Raw genomic sequence first — 16,698 nt, forward strand, 5'->3', positions numbered from 1 at the left:
CGTCCGTGAGCTCGTGTCGCCGCACCATACGGGCGTCCTGCCCGGCCAACTAGGAGATCCACCCCGCCCACCAAGAGCCATCAGAAACGACCTAGGCGCACTGTGATGGACGGCTTGCCACCGGTCGCGATGGGGGGCGGTGGTGAGGACATACGGGCGGAGGACGCGTCGGCGGCCGGCGGCGGCCGAGGTCGCGGACGCACCGGTCAACGCACCGCCGATCCACTCCTGCACCCTGCGGCGGAGGCCGTACCAGCGGCGGTCACGGAACCGGGCACGCAAGAAGCCCACAGCCGCGCAGCCTCCGGGACACCGACCCGTCCGCTCGGGGGCACGGGCGGGCACGGCACCGGGTTTACAGCGGGGGCCGGTCCTTCGGCATGCCGTGAGGGGCGGGGCGGCGGCGGTCGCGGAACCACACCCCCGAGGACTTCGGGGCCGGGCAGGAACCCGGCGATCGAGAGCTCCGGCCACGACTGGGGCGGAGTGCCTCCGGGCCGTCCTTCGGCATGCCGTGAGGACCGGAGCGGCGGACGTCGCGGAGCCACGCCCCTTAGGAACTCAGGGCCGGGCAGGAACCCGGCGATCGAGAGCTCCGGCCGCGAACGGGGCGGGGTGCCTCCGGGACGTCCTTCGGTGTGCGGTGAGGACCGGGGCGGGGGACTGTCGCGGGGCGCAGCGTATGTCTCCAGGCTTCGGCGGCGGTGTCAGTGGTGGTCGAGGGCTCGGGTCGGGAGTGGGTCGGGTTTGCCGCCGATCCAGTCCTGGAGTCTGCGGCGGGGGCCGAACCAGCGGCGGTCGCGGTGGTAGGCGCGCAGGGTGGCCTTGGCCCGGGCGCGGGGGCGGCGCCGGTAGAAGCGGCGGGCCCAGGGCGAGCCGGGGCGGGCGAGCCGGACCAGGCCGATCAGACCGACCAGCGGGACGATCACGCTGAAGATCGCCATCCGTGGCTTGCCCTTGGTCAGGACGAGCAGGGAGAAGGCGAAGTTGACCACGACCGTCGAGATCACGCTGCCCCGGTCCTGGAGTTCGGCCTGGCTCATGTCGTTGACGCCGAACGGCGCGAACCCGGCGAGGAGCAGCCCGACCAGGGCCGCCGTCAGGACGACGACCTCGACACTGCGGCGGCCCTGCTCGGACCAGTAGACGTCGTCGAGGTGGACGATCAGCGCGAACTCGTCCAGGACCAGCCCGGCCCCCATCCCGAACAGCACCGCGCACACGGCGGCCCCGAAACCGTGCCGGTCACTGGCCACCGCCCCGAACCCGCCCACCACGGTGAGCACGACGCCGGGTACCACGTGGTGGATGTGCAGTCCGCCCGCCTTGACGTTCCCGAAGGGCCCCTTGCCCGCCCGGATGAGCCGGGTGATGAGCCGGGTGATGAAGAACGTCAGTACGAACGAGGTCAGGGCGAGCAACAGCGGCAGCTTGCCCGGCTCGACGATGTTGCGCTGCAGCCAATGTCCCATATGCGCACTTTAGCGACGGCCGCCGCAGGCCTCCTCCCGACCGCCGGGTAACCTGCGCCGGTGCCCGAACCCTCCAAGACGCCCTGGCCGGACGGCCTCCGCTTCGCCTTCGGCACGCTGACCGTGCTGCCCGTGAAAGTGACCCGCTGGGACCGGGACGCGGCACGCGCCGGCATGCTGTGCGCCCCGGCCGCCGGGCTGGTCGTCGGCGGCTGCGCGGCCCTGGCCGGCGTACTGCTGCTCGCCCTGGGCGCCGGCACGCTGCTCGCCGCCGTCGCCTCCGCCGCCGTACCCGCCCTCCTCACCCGGGGTCTGCATCTGGACGGCCTCGCGGACACCGCGGACGGGCTGGGCAGCGGGAAGCCCGCCGAGGACGCGCTGCGGATCATGAAGCAGTCGGACATCGGCCCGTTCGGGGTCATCACCCTGGTCTTCGTCCTGCTGGCCCAGGTGGCCGCGCTGGCGCAGGCGTACGGCGGCTCATGGGGGCGGGGCGCGCTGGCCGCCGTCGTCTCGGCGACCGCGGCCCGGCTGGCCCTCACCCTCGCCGCACGGGAGGGCGTGCCCGCCGCGCGGCCGGAGGGCCTGGGCGCGGCGGTCGCGGGAGTGGTTCCGGTGCGGGGCGCGGTGGCCGCGGCGGTCGTGGTGACCGGGCTCGCGGTGGCCGCCGGCGCGCTGCTGGGGACGTACGACATGGTCCGGACGCCGGTGGCGGTGCTCGCCGCCGTCGCCGGCGCCGAACTCCTCCTGCGCCACTGCACCCGCCGCTTCGGCGGGGTGACCGGCGATGTGTTCGGAGGGCTCGCGGAGACGGCGGCGACGGTGTCGCTGGTGGTGCTGTCGCTGGGGCGTTAGGGCCTGTCGTCGCCGGTCAGCAGGGTCGGCGCCAGGCGTCCAGGTCGTACTTCTTGAGCATCGAGCTGAACCTCAGGCGCCGGGTCTCGGGGCAGAAGCGGCTCGTCGGGAGTTCGTACTCCACGTGGAAGACGGCCTTGTCCGCGGCGATGAAGGGTTTCATGGCGGCGCACTCGCCGTACTGCGCGCACTGTTCGTTGACCGCGAAGTCGAAGTCCTTGACGAGGGCCGGGATCTGGTCGAGGTCGTTCTTCAGGCCGACGGCCATGCCCCGGTCGTGGGCGAGCCGGGCGACGAGCCGGTTGTAGCGGAGCTGGTCGGCGGCCTTGAGGGGGAAGCCGGTGCTGTTCTTGTAGCCGTCCATGTTGTCCGGCTCCACCGCGTCGAAGCCCTTCTCGCGGCACATGTCGAGGCGGGCCGCCATCAGCGGTTCGAGGACGTCCGTCCTGCGGATGTCGAGCCAGCGCTCGCCCTCCCAGCCGTTGCCCTTGCCGATCACCGACTTGGGGAACTTCTTCGCGTCGGGCCGCCAGTCCTCCCAGGCGCCGGTCGAGACGTAGCAGATGACCTTGCGGCCCTCGTCGTGCAGCGCGCCCACCGTGGCCCTGGACTGGTCGAAGCCGTCGATGTCGTAGACGGGCACGTCGACGGAGGTGTCGAGCCGGCCGTTGAGCTGCCACTGCCAGGCCACCCCGGGGCGCGGCTGCCAACGCCCGCCGGAGGAGCCGGAGTCGGAGTCCGGGGCGGAGTCGGTCGCGGTGCCGCAGCCCGTCAGCAGGAGCAGGGTGGCGAGCAGGAGTATCGGGCGTTTCACGGTAGGGCTCCAGAGGTGGGGAGGGTCGCCCGAGGATGATCTCCGATCCCAGGTGAACACGTCCTCAGGAATGAGTGAACGCACGCACGCGCGTAGGCTCAGCGGCAGTGTTCGCCGCACCGGGGAAGGCCCCGCGGAAACCGCACCCTCAGGTCGCATCTAGGGTCGGCTGTCGGGCCCGGTCGACCCACACCGATCGACCACAGCAACCTCACATTCGGAAGCGAGATTTCACCACCGTGACTGCTCTCACTCTCAGCACCGCCGCGGCGCCCGGCCTGCGGGCCGACGCGATCGTGATCGGTGTCGCCAAGGGCGCGAACAACCCGGTCGTCGCGCCGGGCGCCGAGGCCGTCGACAAGGCCTACGGCGGCAGCCTCGCCGGCGTCCTGGAAACCCTCGGTGCCTCCGGCGCCGAGGGCGAGGTGACGAAGCTGCCCGCGCCCTCCGGCTTCAAGGCCCCGCTCGTGCTGGCGGTCGGCCTGGGCGCCGAGCCCGAGAAGGACGCCGGCTACGCCGCCGAGTCCCTGCGCAAGGCCGCCGGCGCCGCCGCCCGCGCCCTCACCGGCACCAAGAAGGCCGCCTTCGCCCTGCCCGTCACCGACGCCGCCGATGTCGGCGCGATCGGCGAGGGCGTGCTGCTGGGCGCGTACTCCTTCGACGTCTACAAGGAGAACGGCAAGGACCCGAAGGCGCGGAACGGCAAGGCGCCCCTCGCCGAGGCCGCGCTGCTCGGCGCCAAGCCCCGGGACAAGGAGCACAAGGCCGCCGTCGAGCGGGCCGTCGCCGTCGCCGAGGAGCTCAACCGCGCGCGCGACCTCATCAACACCCCGCCGAACGACCTGAACCCGGAGGCGTTCGCGGCGATCGCCTCGGCCGCGGCCAAGGAGCACGGCATCAAGGTGCAGGTGCTCGACGTGAAGGCCCTGGAGAAGGGCGGCTACGGCGGCATCCTCGGCGTCGGCGCGGGATCGGCGTCGGGGCCGCGGCTGGTGAAGCTGTCGTACACCTCCTCCAAGGCGAAGAAGCACCTCGCGTTCGTCGGCAAGGGCATCACCTACGACTCGGGCGGCATCTCGCTGAAGCCGGCCGGGCACAACGAGACGATGAAGTGCGACATGAGCGGTGCCGCGGCGGTCTTCGCGGCCGTGGTCTCCGCCGCGCGTCTCGGCCTGGAGGTGAACGTCACCGGGTGGCTGGCGCTCGCCGAGAACATGCCCTCCGGGTCCGCCACGCGCCCCGGTGACGTGCTGCGCATGTACAGCGGCAAGACCGTCGAGGTGCTCAACACCGACGCCGAGGGCCGGCTGGTGCTGGCCGACGCGCTGTGGGCCGCCTCGCAGGAGAAGCCGGACGCCGTCGTCGACGTCGCGACCCTGACCGGCGCGATGGTGCTGGCGCTGGGCAGCCGGACCTTCGGGATCATGTCGAACGACGACGCGTTCCGCTCCGCCGTGCACGAGGCGGCCGAGGAGGTCGGCGAGCCGGCCTGGCCGATGCCGCTGCCGGAGCACCTGCGCAAGGGCATGGACTCCCCCACCGCCGACATCGCCAACATGGGCGAGCGGATGGGCGGCGGCCTGGTCGCCGGTCTCTTCCTGCGCGAGTTCGTGGGCGAGGGCATCACCTGGGCCCACCTGGACATCGCGGGCCCCGCCTTCAACGAGGGCGGCCCCTTCGGGTACACCCCCAAGGGCGGTACGGGTACGGCGGTACGGACGCTGGTGCGGCTGGCGGAGCTGACCGCCGCCGGTGACCTGGGCTGATATCGACCCGGTCGAGGGGGCTCCGCACGCGGGTAGCGCGGAGCCCCCTTTTCCGTGAGCGCTCAACCGAACGTGGGACGTCTCACACACCGGCCCGGCGTCTCGTTCACCCCTGACAAGTGCGAAGATGGGCCACGGCAGGACAGGGCCCCACCACAGGGCCGAAGACAAGAGCGGCCGGACACCAGCCGCCGACCGGTCACCGCTGACCGGCGTGGCGCACATGCATGGAGGACGTGACGTGGCGAACGACGCCAGCACCGTTTTCGACCTAGTGATCCTCGGCGGTGGTAGTGGCGGTTACGCCGCGGCCCTGCGCGGGGCGCAGCTGGGCCTGGACGTCGCCCTGATCGAGAAGGACAAGGTCGGCGGTACCTGCCTGCACCGGGGATGCATCCCCACCAAGGCCCTGCTGCACGCGGGCGAGATCGCCGACCAGGCCCGCGAGAGCGAGCAGTTCGGCGTGAAGGCCTCCTTCGAGGGCATCGACATCGCGGGAGTCCACAAGTACAAGGACGGCGTGATCTCCGGCCTGTACAAGGGCCTGCAGGGTCTCGTCGCCTCCCGGAAGGTGACGTACATCGAGGGCGAGGGGCGTCTGTCCTCCCCCACCTCGGTCGACGTCAACGGACAGCGCGTCCAGGGCCGTCACGTCCTGCTGGCGACCGGCTCCGTGCCGAAGTCGCTGCCGGGCCTGGAGATCGACGGCAACCGGATCATCTCCTCCGACCACGCCCTCGTCCTGGACCGCGTGCCGAAGTCCGCGATCATCCTCGGCGGCGGTGTCATCGGCGTCGAGTTCGCCTCCGCCTGGAAGTCCTTCGGTGCGGACGTCACCGTCATCGAGGGCCTCAAGCACCTCGTCCCGGTCGAGGACGAGAACTCCTCCAAGCTTCTCGAGCGCGCGTTCCGCAAGCGCGGGATCAAGTTCAACCTGGGCACCTTCTTCCAGAAGGCCGAGTACACCCAGGACGGTGTCAAGGTCACCCTCGCCGACGGCAAGGAGTTCGAGGCCGAGATCCTGCTGGTCGCCGTCGGCCGCGGCCCGGTCTCGCAGGGCCTGGGCTACGAGGAGCAGGGAGTCGCGATGGACCGCGGCTACGTCCTGGTCGACGAGTACATGCGCACCAACGTCCCGACCATCTCCGCCGTCGGTGACCTCGTCCCGACGCTCCAGCTCGCGCACGTCGGCTTCGCCGAGGGCATCCTGGTGGCGGAGCGTCTGGCCGGTCTGAAGACCGTCCCGATCGACTACGACGGTGTCCCCCGGGTCACGTACTGCCACCCGGAGGTCGCCTCCGTGGGCATCACCGAGGCCAAGGCCAAGGAGATCTACGGTGCGGACAAGGTCGTCGCTCTGAAGTACAACCTCGCGGGCAACGGCAGGAGCAAGATCCTGAACACCTCGGGCGAGATCAAGCTCGTCCAGGTCAAGGACGGTGCCGTGGTCGGCGTCCACATGGTCGGCGACCGCATGGGCGAGCAGGTCGGCGAGGCCCAGCTGATCTACAACTGGGAGGCGCTGCCCGCGGAGGTCGCCCAGCTCATCCACGCCCACCCGACGCAGAACGAGGCGCTCGGCGAGGCCCACCTGGCCCTGGCCGGCAAGCCGCTGCACGCGCACGACTGACCCTCGGTCGACGAACGCGACGACTCAGACTTCCGCAATTCGTAAGGAGCAACCGAAACCATGGCGGTTTCCGTAACCCTTCCGGCGCTCGGCGAGAGCGTCACCGAGGGCACTGTCACCCGCTGGCTGAAGGCCGAGGGTGAGCGCGTCGAGGCCGACGAGCCGCTGCTCGAGGTCTCGACCGACAAGGTCGACACCGAGATCCCCTCGCCCGCCGCCGGTGTCCTCGCCTCCATCAAGGTCGCCGAGGACGAGACCGTTGAGGTCGGCGCCGAGCTGGCCGTCATCGACGACGGCAGCGGCGCGCCCGCGGCCGCCCCGGCCCCCGCCGCCGAGCCCGCCCCGGCCGCCGAGCCGGAGCCGGCCCCGCAGGCCGCCGCCCCGTCCACCGAGCAGGCCGCCCCGGCGCCCGCTCCCACCGCCGAGGCCGCGTCCGGCGGCGGCTCCGCCGAGGGCACGGACGTCGTCCTGCCCGCGCTCGGCGAGTCCGTCACCGAGGGCACCGTCACCCGCTGGCTGAAGTCGGTCGGCGACTCCGTCGAGGCCGACGAGCCGCTGCTCGAGGTCTCCACGGACAAGGTCGACACCGAGATCCCGGCGCCCACCTCCGGTGTGCTGCTCGAGATCACGGTCGGCGAGGACGAGACCGCCGAGGTCGGCGCCAAGCTCGCCGTCATCGGCGCCCCCGGTGCCGCTCCGGCTCCGGCCGCCCCGGCTCCGGCGCCCGCCGCCGCTGCCCCGGCCCCGGCCGCCCCCGCGGCTCCGGCGCCCGCTCCGGCCCCGGCGCCCGCCGCCCCGGCCGCGCCCGCTCCGGCTCCGGCTCCGGCCCAGGCCGCAGCTCCGGCCCCCGCGCCGGCCGCCCCGGCCCCGGTCACCCCGGCCGCCGCGCCCAGCGCCCCGACCGCCGCCCGGGCGACCGACGACGGCGCCTACGTCACCCCGCTGGTGCGCAAGCTCGCCGCCGAGAACGGTGTCGACCTCGCCTCCGTCAAGGGCACCGGTGTCGGTGGCCGTATCCGCAAGCAGGACGTCGTCGCCGCCGCCGAGGCCGCGAAGGCCGCCGCCGCTCCGGCCCCGGCCGCCGCTGCCGCCCCGGCCGCGAAGAAGGCGCCCACGCTGGAGGCCTCCCCGCTCCGTGGCCAGACCGTCAAGATGCCGCGCATCCGCAAGGTCATCGGCGACAACATGGTCAAGGCGCTGCACGAGCAGGCGCAGCTGTCCTCGGTCGTCGAGGTCGACGTCACCCGCCTGATGCGGCTGCGCGCCCAGGCCAAGGACTCCTTCGCCGCGCGCGAGGGCGTCAAGCTCTCCCCGATGCCGTTCTTCGTGAAGGCGGCGGCCCAGGCGCTGAAGGCCCACCCGGTCATCAACGCCAGGATCAACGAGGCCGAGGGCACGATCACCTACTTCGACACCGAGAGCATCGGTATCGCGGTGGACTCCGAGAAGGGCCTGATGACCCCGGTCATCAAGCACGCGGGCGACCTGAACATCGCCGGCATCGCGAAGGCCACGGCGGAGCTGGCCGGCAAGGTCCGCGCCAACAAGATCACGCCCGACGAGCTGTCCGGCGCGACCTTCACCATCTCCAACACCGGTTCGCGCGGTGCGCTCTTCGACACGATCATCGTGCCGCCGGGCCAGGTCGCGATCCTCGGCATCGGTGCCACGGTCAAGCGCCCGGCGGTCATCGAGACCGAGGAGGGCACGGTCATCGGCGTCCGCGACATGACCTACCTGACCCTCTCCTACGACCACCGTCTGGTGGACGGCGCCGACGCGGCCCGCTACCTGACCGCGGTCAAGGCGATCCTGGAGGCGGGCGAGTTCGAGGTCGAGCTCGGCCTCTGAGGGCCCGCAGTACGCGCGGTGCCCCCGTCCGGAGCGATTCCGGCGGGGGCACCGTCGTGTCCGCTACCGGGGCGTGAGGGTGTGGTCGCTCCAGTTCCACAGCGTCTCCACCCACACGTTGGGGACGTCCAGGTGCGGCGCGTACGTCAAGTGCCGTGTCCGGTAGGCGCGCAGCACGTCGTAGGTGGCGTCGAGGCAGTCCCGGGAGGTCAGTTCGCCCGTGGCCGGGTCGATGCCGACGAGGAAGCCGCGGCCCTCCACGGTGCGGATCATCCGCCGGGCGGCGCCCACGTCACTCGTCGAGGACGGGACGCAGCGGTAACGGCTGTACGGGTGCGTGGACTTGCCCGGGTAGTAGGCGTCCCGGGACATCTCGCTGAGCATGCGGCTGTACGTCCCCTGCGCGTGCCAGGCGCCGATGTTGCCGCCGGGCGGGGTGTAGAGCCTGTTGGTGGGGTTCTCGACGGCGCCGTACACCCACTGGTCGGTCCCCGTGATCCGGAAGCCCCAGCCGACGTGCCCGAACTTCTGGGCGCCGTCCGGCTTGACGAAGACGCAGGCCCCGCCGCTCGCGCCGCCGCCCCGGGCCGCGGCCGCCATGTTCGCGATCTCCGCGCCGTCGGCGCTCGCGGCGCCGCTGTCGCTCGGCGCCCCGGACGCCGCCGTCGGTGTCGGCCGGCACCCCGTGACGCCGACGACCGTGCAGGCGATCGCCGCCGCCACGACCGCCCAGCCGATCCTGCCGCGCTGTCCCCCGATGTTCATGCCTTACCCCCGATGTTCCAGGAGCGCCCCGCGCGGGAACTCCCTGCCGACCGCGACGGCGCGGGCGGCCGGCGGGTTCTGGCGGTGACACGGCGGTGACGACTCCGGGTCCTGTCCGGTACGGGTCTTTACAGGCGGCCTTGCCCTGTGAGGCGTGTAAGTCTCGTCTCACCTGCATGAAAGCGCCCCCGTGCGCCCCTCCCGAAAGCGCTCGCGGCCTTATTGTCTAAACGTCAAACGCCCTTAAGGAGCTCTCATGACCGCGCCCGTCGTCCACTCGCTGCGCGAACAGATCCGCGAGCACATCGTGGAGGGGATCGTCAGCGGGCGCTGGAAGCCGGGCGAGCGGATCGTGGAGCGTCGTATCGCGACCGAGCTGGAGGTCAGCCAGACGCCGGTGCGGGAGGCGCTGCGGGAGCTGGAGTCGCTACGGTTGATCGAGTCCGCGCCGAACAAGGGCGTACGGGTGCGGAACCTGACGGCGGCCGACCTGGAGGAGAGCTACCCGGTGCGGGCCGGTCTGGAGGCGATCGCCGCGGAGCTGGCGGCGGAGCGGCTGGCGCAGGACTGTTCGGCGCTGGAGCCGCATGTCAGCGCGCTGTACGAGGCGGACCGGGAGTCCGACGGCACCGGGCAGGTGCGGCACACGGTCGGTTTCCACCGCGAGCTGGTGCGGGCGGCCGGCAACTCGGTGCTGCTGCACACCTGGGAGGGCCTGGGCATCGAGGTCTTCACGGCCCTGTCCATCCGCTGGCTGGGGACCGTCCAGCAGTCGTACGCGGAGGAGCACGAGGAGCTGGTGGCCGCGTTCCGGCGGCGGGACCCGCGAATCGCCGAGATCGTCAAGGCGCATGTCCTGGGCTGTGCGCCGCGCGCCTGACCGCAGCCGAGCGTAACCTCGCTCACCTGCGAAAACGCCTCATATCGGCGGCACCCGGTGTCTTCGGCCGAGACACTCCGTGCCGACTTTCTCGTAATCGAGATATTTTGCCCTGGAGCCTTTGATCGATCATCGATCAGGGAGTTATTGTCGCCGACGGACCTCCACCGAGGTCCCAGCCCTGTCCTGCCAAAGACCGAGGGCACCCCCGAACCCTTGCCGATGAGGGAACCCCCTTCGACCGAGGAAGGCGGCGACATGACCGACCCCAACGCCATCCAGCCGAGCGAGCTCGACCAGCTCCCGGACCGGGACCCGGAGGAGACCGCCGAGTGGCAGGCCTCCCTGGACGCGGTCGCCGAGGCGGCGGGCCCGCACCGGGCCGCGTACCTGATGCGCCGGACGCTGGAGAGGGCCGAGGGCACCGGCATCGCGCTGCCCAAGCTCCTCGAGACCGACTACGTCAACACCATCCCCACCGCCGCCGAGCCGTCCGTGCCCGGCGACGAGGAGATGGAGCGCCGTATCACCGCGTGGAACCGCTGGAACGCGGCCGCGATGGTGACGCGGGGCTCGAAACACGGCGTCGGCGGCCACATCGCCACCTTCGCCTCCGCCGCCTGGCTCTACGAGACCGGCTTCAACCACTTCTTTCAGGGCAAGGAGTCCGACGGCTCGGGCGACCAGCTCTACATCCAGGGCCACGCCTCCCCCGGCATCTACGCCCGTGCCTTCCTCGACGGCCGCCTCACCGAGGCGCACCTCGACAACTTCCGCCAGGAGGCCGGCGGCAACGGCCTGCCGTCGTACCCGCACCCGCGCCGGCTGCCCTGGCTGTGGGAGTTCCCGACGGTGAGCATGGGCCTCGGCCCGCTGTCCGCCATCTACCAGGCGCGCTTCAACCGCTATCTGACGGCGCGCGGCATCAAGGACGTCTCGTCCTCGCACGTCTGGGCCTTCCTCGGCGACGGCGAGATGGACGAGCCGGAGTCCACGGCGGCGCTCGCCCTGGCCTCCCGCGAAGGCCTGGACAACCTGACCTTCGTCATCAACTGCAACCTGCAGCGCCTCGACGGCCCGGTCCGCGCCAACTTCAAGATCGTGCAGGAGCTGGAGGCCCAGTTCCGCGGCGCCGGCTGGAACGTCATCAAGACGCTGTGGGGCACCGCCTGGGACGAGCTGTTCCGGCTCGACACCACGGGCGCGCTGGTACGCCGGCTGCGCGAGGTACCGGACGCCCAGGTGCAGACGTACCAGACGCGGGACGCGGCCTACATCCGCGAGGACTTCTTCGGCAAGGACCCGGCGCTCGTCGAGATGGCGAGGCTGCTGAGCGACGACAAGATCCTCGAGTGCTTCCACCTCTCGCGCGGCGGTCACGAGGCCCGCAAGGTGTACGCGGCCTACAAGGCGGCCGTCGAGTTCAAGGGCGCGCCGACCGTGATCCTGGCGCAGACCGTCAAGGGCTTCACCCTCGGCGAGGGCTTCGCGTCGAAGAACGCCAACCACCAGATGAAGAAGCTGACGGTGGACGAGTTCAAGAACATGCGGGACCTTCTCGAACTGCCCATCTCCGACAGCCAGTTCGTCGACGGTGTGGTCCCCTACGGGCACCCCGGCGCCGACTCCCCCGAGGTGCGCTACCTCCAGGAGCGCCGCGCGGCCCTCGGCGGCCCGGCCCCGGCCCGCCGTACGCACGCGCTCGCGCCGCTGCCCGCCCCCGCCGAGAAGGCCTTCGCCTCCTTCGACAAGGGCTCCGGCTCGCAGAACGTGGCCACCACGATGGCCTTCGTCCGCCTCGTCAAGGACCTGGTCCGCGACAAGGAGACCGGTAGGCGCTGGGTGCCGATCGTCCCCGACGAGGCGCGCACCTTCGGCATGGAGTCGCTCTTCCCGTCCCTCGGGATCTACTCCCCCAAGGGCCAGACCTACGAGCCGGTCGACCGCGACCAGCTGATGTACTACAAGGAGGCCAAGAACGGCCAGATCCTCAACGAGGGGATCACCGAGGCCGGTTCGATGGCCGACTTCATCGCCGCGTCCACCGCGTACGCGACGCACGGCGAGGCGATGATCCCGTTCTACATCTTCTACTCGATGTTCGGCTGGCAGCGCACGGCCGACCAGATGTGGCAGCTCGGCGACCAGCTGGGGCGCGGCTTCCTGGTCGGCGCGACGGCCGGCCGTACGACCCTGACGGGCGAGGGCCTGCAGCACGCGGACGGCCACTCGCCGGTGATCGCGGCGACGAACCCGGCGGCGCTGTCGTACGACCCCGCCTTCGCCTACGAGATCGCGGTGATCGTCCGTGAGGGTCTGCGCCGGATGTACGGCGAGGCCAAGCCTGGCGAGGACCAGAACGTCTTCTACTACCTGACGGTCTACAACGAGCCGCTGCCGCAGCCCGCCAAGCCGCAGGGCCTCGGCATCGACGAGGGCATCGTCAAGGGCCTGTACCGCTTCAACACGGCGGAGTCCGCGGGCGTGACCGTCCCGGCCAACGCCCCGCGCATCCAGCTGCTGGGCTCCGGCACGGCGATCCACTGGACGCTGACGGCGCAGCGGCTGCTCGCCGAGGAGTGGGGCGTGGCGGCGGACGTGTGGTCGGCGACGTCCTGGACGGAGCTGCGCCGTGACGCGCTGGAGGCGGACGCGGCGCTGCTGCGGGGCGAGGAGCGCGTGCCGTTCGTCCGTCAGGCCCTGCAGGGCGCGGAGGGCCCGGTGCTCGCGGTCTCCGACTACATGCGCCAGGTCCCGGACCAGATCGCGCAGTGGGTCGAGCAGGACTGGTCCTCGCTCGGTGCGGACGGCTTCGGCCTCTCCGACACCCGCGAGGCGGCCCGCCGCCACTTCGGGGTCGACGCCGAGTCGATCGTGGTGGCCGCCCTCGCCCAGCTCGCCCGCCGCGGCGAGGTCAAGGCGACGGCCGTGAAGGAAGCACGCGAGAAGTACGGGCTGTAACACCGGCCGGCCCACCGGCCGATCGCACCGGCCGATCGACGAGGCCCCCGCCACGGCGGGGGCCTCGTTGCATCATGACCCCATGCGCGCTGCCCGTCTCATCAAAATGGTGTTGTTGCTCCAGAACCGGGAGTCGATGACCGCCGCCGAGCTGGCGCGGGAGCTGGAGGTGTCCGAGCGGACCGTTACCCGGGACGCGCAGGCGTTGTCCGAGGCCGGGGTGCCGGTGTACGCCAACCGGGGGCGGGCCGGGGGGTACCGGCTCGTCGGCGGGTACCGGACGCGGCTGACGGGGCTGGCGCGCGGTGAGGCCGAGGCGTTGTTCCTGAGCGGGGTGCCGGGGGCGCTGCGCGAGATGGGGCTGGAGGACGCCGCCTCCGCCGCGCGGCTGAAGGTGTCGGCGGCGCTGCTGCCGTCCCTGCGGGACGCCTCCCGAAGCGCGGCCCAGCGGTTCCATCTGGACGCGCCCGCCTGGTTCCGGGAGCCCGAGACGCCCGAGCTGCTGCCCGTGATCGCCGAGGCCGTGTGGGAGGACCGCCGGCTCACCGCCCGCTACCGCCGCGGGGAGGGCGAGGTGGAGCGGTGCCTGGAGCCGTACGGGCTCGTGCTGAAGGCGGGCGTCTGGTACCTGTGCGCCCGTGTTCCGGACACGGCCGCCCATCGCACCTACCGCCTCGACCGGTTCACCTCCGTCGTCCCCGACAGCGCCCGCTTCACCCGGGACGAGACCTTCGACCTGCCCGGCTTCTGGGCGGCGCACGCCGTGCGGTTCGCGCGGTCGATCCTGCGCGCCGAGGTCGTCGTACGGCTGTCGGCGGCCGGGGCGCGGGCGCTGCCGTACGCCGTCGATCCGCAGGCCGCGCGGGAGGCGCTCGAACAGGCCGGTGCCCCGGGTGAGGACGGGTGGGTGACGGTGACCCTGCCGGTGGAGTCCGAGGAGGTCGCGCACGGCCAGCTGGCGGGGCTGGGCCCGGAGGTGGAGGTGCTGGCGCCGCCGCGTCTGCGCGAGCGCTTCGCGCGGGACGCGGCCCGGCTCGCCGCTCTGTACGGGACATAACAATCCGCCGCACTCCACGTGCGCCCCACCCGCCCAGGGCCGATGCTGGACCCGTGATGGACGAGACGGAGTTCTGGGAGCTGGTGGACGCCACCCGCGAGGCCGCCGAGGGCGACCCCGAGGAGCAGGCCGACCTGCTGGTGGAACGGCTGCTCCAGCTGGAACCCGACATGGTCCTCGACTTCGCCCGTCATTTCGAGGCCCGCTACAACCGCGCGTACACCTGGGACCTGTGGGGCGCGGCCTGGGTGCTGCTCGACGGCGCCAGCGACGACGCCTTCGACTTCTTCCGCTGCTGGCTGATCGGTCAGGGGCGGGAGGTGTACGAGGGCGCCGTGCACCATCCCGACGCGCTGGCCGACCTCCTGGACGACTTCGACGAGGAACTCGACGGCGACGGCGAGGAGCTGGGGTACGCGGCCGACGACGCCTACCAGCAGCTCACCGGTACCGTCGCCCCCGACCTCGGCATCGCGCCCGCCGCCCCCGAACCGGCGGGCGCGCCGCTCGACTTCGAGAACGAACGGGTGCTGGCGGAGCGGTATCCCAAGTTGTGGGAGCGTTTCCGGGACTGACGTTCACTACCGAGACACGGACTGTGAGGGGGGCCATGGCCCGGATCCCGTACCCGGAGCGCGACGCCGACGCCGTCGCGAGACTTCCCGTACCGCTCAACGCCTTCCGCATGCTCTCCCACGCCCCGCCGCTCACCGGACCCGCGATCGACCTGGGCATGGCCGTGCTCGGCGAGTCCACGTTGTCCGCCCGGCTGCGGGAGCTGGTGATCCTGGCGGTGGCGGCCGGTACGGAGTGCGAGTACGAGGCGGTCCAGCACGGCCCGGTCGCGCTGCACTTCGGGGTGACCCCCGAACAGCTCGCGGCGATCGCGGAACGGCGGGCGAGCGGCGCGGAGTTCGACGCGGCGGAGTCGGCGGCGATCGGCGCGGCCTTCGAGCTGGTCTCCCGGCACACCCTCGCCGAGGAGACCCTGGCGGCGCTGCGGGCCCGCTTCACCGACCGGCAGGTCGTCGAAGTGGTCACGACTGTCGGCTACTACGTGATGCTGGCGGGCCTGATGAACGGGCTCGGGGTGGACGTCGACCCGTCCGGCGAGCGGTTCCTCGGGCTGTCGGGCGACGGGGACGGGTAACGGGGAAGGGTAACGGGGACCGCTCACGGGGTCAGGCCGCGCGGCGGCGGGCGGTGTCCGAGGGGATGTACGCCTGCGTCTGGTCGGCCCTGACGGCGTGGTGCATGGGGGCCGCGTTGGCCTGGTCGAGGGCGGAGGCGGTGACGGCGGCCGGGCCGAGGACGACGGCCGCGGCGGCGCAGAGCGCGGCCCAGGGACCGCGGGCCACCCGGCCTCGACCGGCCGCCCTCTCCCCGGTGTTCGGGGTTTTCGTGATGTTCGTGTGGCTGCTGTTCATTTTCCCCACCTCCAGTCAGTGCGTGTGCATGACCATAGGAAGGCCACCTCGGGGGGATCGGTGAGGCGGCTACGAGAAACCTGTGAGGCCCCATGAGCAGCCCCGAAGTGAGGGAGATCAGCCGTGCGGACCACCTGGCCCACCTCCGGACGCACCCCGACGCGAGCCATCTGCAGCTGCCGGAGTGGGGCGATGTGAAGCCCGACTGGCTGGCGGAGAGCGTCGGCTGGTTCGAGGACGGGGCGCTGGTCGCGGCCGCGCTCGTGCTGTACCGGCCGCTGCCCGGCACCCGGCGCTTCCTCGCCTACCTCCCCGACGGCCCGGCGGTCGACTGGCGCGCCCCGCGTCTGGAACGCCGACTCGACCCGCTGCTCGCCCACGTGGAGCGGCGCGGCGCGTTCTCCGTGCGGATCGGGCCCCCGCTCGTCGTTCGCCACTGGGAACCGGCGACCGTGGCGGCGGGCCTCGCCGATCCCGAGGCACGGCATCTGCGCGACCTCGCCCCCGACGGTGCGGACGGCTACGCGCTGGACGTCGCGGAGCGGCTGGGGCGGCTCGGGTGGCGGCGGTGCGCGGAGGAGGACGAGGGTGGCTTCGGGGTCGGTCAGCCGCGCTACGGCTGCCATGTACCGCTCGCCGGGCGCACGTCGGACGAACTGCGCGCCGCACTCGCCCCGCACTTCGAGCAGTCGCTGCGCACGGCCGAACTGGCGGGTGTGCGGGTCGGCTGGGGTGCGGCCGTCGATCTGCCGGACTTCCACCGCCTGTACACCCGGACGGCCGCCCACGACGGCTTCAAGGCCCGCCCCCTGGACTACTTCCGGAGGATGTGGAAGGCGCTCAACGCCGAGGACGACGACCGGCTGCGGCTGTATCTCGCCGAGTACGACGGCGAGGTCCTCTCCGCCGCGCTCATGATCAACGCGGGTCCCCGTTCCTGGCACTCGTACGCGGCCTCCGGTCGCCGGGGGCGTGAACTGCGGCCCAGCAGCCTGCTGTTGTGGCGGATGCTGTGCGACGCGCGGGCCGCGGGCGCCGACGTCTACGACCTGCGGTCCATCACGCCGGCGCTCACGGAGGACCGGTTGCTGGGCCGGCTGCGCTTCAAGACGGGTGCGGGCGGCCGGGCCGTGGAGTACCTCGGGGAGTGGGAGCTGCCCGTGGGGAGTCAGGGGAAGGTGCTGCAGCGGGCGTTGAACGCCTTTCTCGGGCGCCGGTGA

Annotated in this window: 14 protein-coding genes; 10 read left to right on the top strand and 4 right to left on the bottom strand. The window is 72.1% G+C overall.

Annotation, left to right across the window (positions count from 1 at the left end; all coding sequences use genetic code 11):
* Positions 1-707: 707 nt before the first annotated feature.
* Complete coding sequence (locus ACWCQ1_RS34085) at positions 708-1,472, bottom strand: hypothetical protein (protein WP_133042928.1); 765 nt, start codon at positions 1,470-1,472, stop codon at positions 708-710.
* Positions 1,473-1,532: 60 nt separating this feature from the next.
* Here ACWCQ1_RS34085 and ACWCQ1_RS34090 point away from each other — a divergent pair, with 60 nt between their 5' ends.
* Complete coding sequence (locus tag ACWCQ1_RS34090) at positions 1,533-2,327, top strand: adenosylcobinamide-GDP ribazoletransferase (protein WP_451028122.1); 795 nt, start codon at positions 1,533-1,535, stop codon at positions 2,325-2,327.
* A gap of 16 nt (positions 2,328-2,343) precedes the next feature.
* Here ACWCQ1_RS34090 and ACWCQ1_RS34095 read toward each other — a convergent pair whose 3' ends face one another.
* On the bottom strand, positions 2,344-3,141 hold the full coding sequence (locus ACWCQ1_RS34095; protein WP_451028123.1) for an endo alpha-1,4 polygalactosaminidase: 798 nt from the start codon (positions 3,139-3,141) through the stop codon (positions 2,344-2,346).
* Between the two features lie 239 nt (positions 3,142-3,380).
* Between ACWCQ1_RS34095 and ACWCQ1_RS34100 the strand changes: the two genes are divergently transcribed.
* The 3 genes from ACWCQ1_RS34100 (at position 3,381) to sucB (ending at position 8,388) form a co-directional block, all read left to right on the top strand.
* Positions 3,381-4,907: a leucyl aminopeptidase gene (locus ACWCQ1_RS34100; protein ID WP_133042931.1), complete on the top strand. Its 1,527-nt coding sequence runs from the start codon at positions 3,381-3,383 to the stop codon at positions 4,905-4,907.
* A 241-nt stretch (positions 4,908-5,148) separates the two neighbouring features.
* Entirely contained in the window at positions 5,149-6,537 is a 1,389-nt protein-coding gene (gene lpdA, locus ACWCQ1_RS34105; RefSeq protein WP_165954800.1) for a dihydrolipoyl dehydrogenase, read from the top strand.
* Between the two features lie 60 nt (positions 6,538-6,597).
* Entirely contained in the window at positions 6,598-8,388 is a 1,791-nt protein-coding gene (gene sucB, locus ACWCQ1_RS34110; RefSeq protein ID WP_451028124.1) for a 2-oxoglutarate dehydrogenase, E2 component, dihydrolipoamide succinyltransferase, read from the top strand.
* Positions 8,389-8,451: 63 nt separating this feature from the next.
* Here the strand turns inward: sucB and ACWCQ1_RS34115 are convergent, their stop codons facing one another.
* Entirely contained in the window at positions 8,452-9,153 is a 702-nt protein-coding gene (locus ACWCQ1_RS34115; RefSeq protein WP_451028125.1) for a hypothetical protein, read from the bottom strand.
* Positions 9,154-9,409: 256 nt separating this feature from the next.
* Between ACWCQ1_RS34115 and ACWCQ1_RS34120 the strand changes: the two genes are divergently transcribed.
* The 5 genes from ACWCQ1_RS34120 (at position 9,410) to ACWCQ1_RS34140 (ending at position 15,201) form a co-directional block, all read left to right on the top strand.
* Positions 9,410-10,033, top strand: a complete 624-nt coding sequence (locus tag ACWCQ1_RS34120) for a GntR family transcriptional regulator (protein ID WP_133042935.1) — start codon at positions 9,410-9,412, stop codon at positions 10,031-10,033.
* Between the two features lie 258 nt (positions 10,034-10,291).
* Positions 10,292-12,994 (top strand): pyruvate dehydrogenase (acetyl-transferring), homodimeric type, encoded by a 2,703-nt coding sequence (aceE, locus tag ACWCQ1_RS34125; RefSeq protein ID WP_358606390.1) that lies wholly within the window; start codon positions 10,292-10,294, stop codon positions 12,992-12,994.
* A gap of 82 nt (positions 12,995-13,076) precedes the next feature.
* Positions 13,077-14,051 carry a helix-turn-helix transcriptional regulator gene (locus ACWCQ1_RS34130; protein WP_451028126.1) on the top strand — a complete coding sequence of 325 codons (975 nt, stop codon included), beginning with the start codon at positions 13,077-13,079 and terminating at the stop codon, positions 14,049-14,051.
* A gap of 56 nt (positions 14,052-14,107) precedes the next feature.
* On the top strand, positions 14,108-14,626 hold the full coding sequence (locus tag ACWCQ1_RS34135) for a DUF4240 domain-containing protein (RefSeq protein WP_133043099.1): 519 nt from the start codon (positions 14,108-14,110) through the stop codon (positions 14,624-14,626).
* Positions 14,627-14,661: 35 nt separating this feature from the next.
* Positions 14,662-15,201 carry a carboxymuconolactone decarboxylase family protein gene (locus ACWCQ1_RS34140; RefSeq protein ID WP_451028127.1) on the top strand — a complete coding sequence of 180 codons (540 nt, stop codon included), beginning with the start codon at positions 14,662-14,664 and terminating at the stop codon, positions 15,199-15,201.
* Between the two features lie 31 nt (positions 15,202-15,232).
* On the opposite strand, the gene ACWCQ1_RS34145 is transcribed toward ACWCQ1_RS34140, so the two are convergent.
* Positions 15,233-15,478 (bottom strand): hypothetical protein, encoded by a 246-nt coding sequence (locus ACWCQ1_RS34145; protein WP_133042939.1) that lies wholly within the window; start codon positions 15,476-15,478, stop codon positions 15,233-15,235.
* A 92-nt stretch (positions 15,479-15,570) separates the two neighbouring features.
* Between ACWCQ1_RS34145 and ACWCQ1_RS34150 the strand changes: the two genes are divergently transcribed.
* Positions 15,571-16,698 (top strand): lipid II:glycine glycyltransferase FemX, encoded by a 1,128-nt coding sequence (locus tag ACWCQ1_RS34150; RefSeq protein ID WP_451028128.1) that lies wholly within the window; start codon positions 15,571-15,573, stop codon positions 16,696-16,698.

Source organism: Streptomyces sp. NPDC002144 (assembly GCF_053593695.1).

Excerpts from the sequence above, each read along its gene's own strand:
- ACWCQ1_RS34085 (WP_133042928.1), bottom strand. The coding sequence starts at position 1,472 with ATGGGACATTGGCTGCAGCGCAACATCGTCGAGCCGGGCAAGCTGCCG.
- sucB (WP_451028124.1), top strand. The coding sequence starts at position 6,598 with ATGGCGGTTTCCGTAACCCTTCCGGCGCTCGGCGAGAGCGTCACCGAG.
- ACWCQ1_RS34115 (WP_451028125.1), bottom strand. The coding sequence starts at position 9,153 with ATGAACATCGGGGGACAGCGCGGCAGGATCGGCTGGGCGGTCGTGGCG.
- ACWCQ1_RS34120 (WP_133042935.1), top strand. The coding sequence starts at position 9,410 with ATGACCGCGCCCGTCGTCCACTCGCTGCGCGAACAGATCCGCGAGCAC.
- aceE (WP_358606390.1), top strand. The coding sequence starts at position 10,292 with ATGACCGACCCCAACGCCATCCAGCCGAGCGAGCTCGACCAGCTCCCG.
- ACWCQ1_RS34130 (WP_451028126.1), top strand. The coding sequence starts at position 13,077 with ATGCGCGCTGCCCGTCTCATCAAAATGGTGTTGTTGCTCCAGAACCGG.
- ACWCQ1_RS34135 (WP_133043099.1), top strand. The coding sequence starts at position 14,108 with ATGGACGAGACGGAGTTCTGGGAGCTGGTGGACGCCACCCGCGAGGCC.
- ACWCQ1_RS34140 (WP_451028127.1), top strand. The coding sequence starts at position 14,662 with ATGGCCCGGATCCCGTACCCGGAGCGCGACGCCGACGCCGTCGCGAGA.
- ACWCQ1_RS34145 (WP_133042939.1), bottom strand. The coding sequence starts at position 15,478 with ATGAACAGCAGCCACACGAACATCACGAAAACCCCGAACACCGGGGAG.
- ACWCQ1_RS34150 (WP_451028128.1), top strand. The coding sequence starts at position 15,571 with ATGAGCAGCCCCGAAGTGAGGGAGATCAGCCGTGCGGACCACCTGGCC.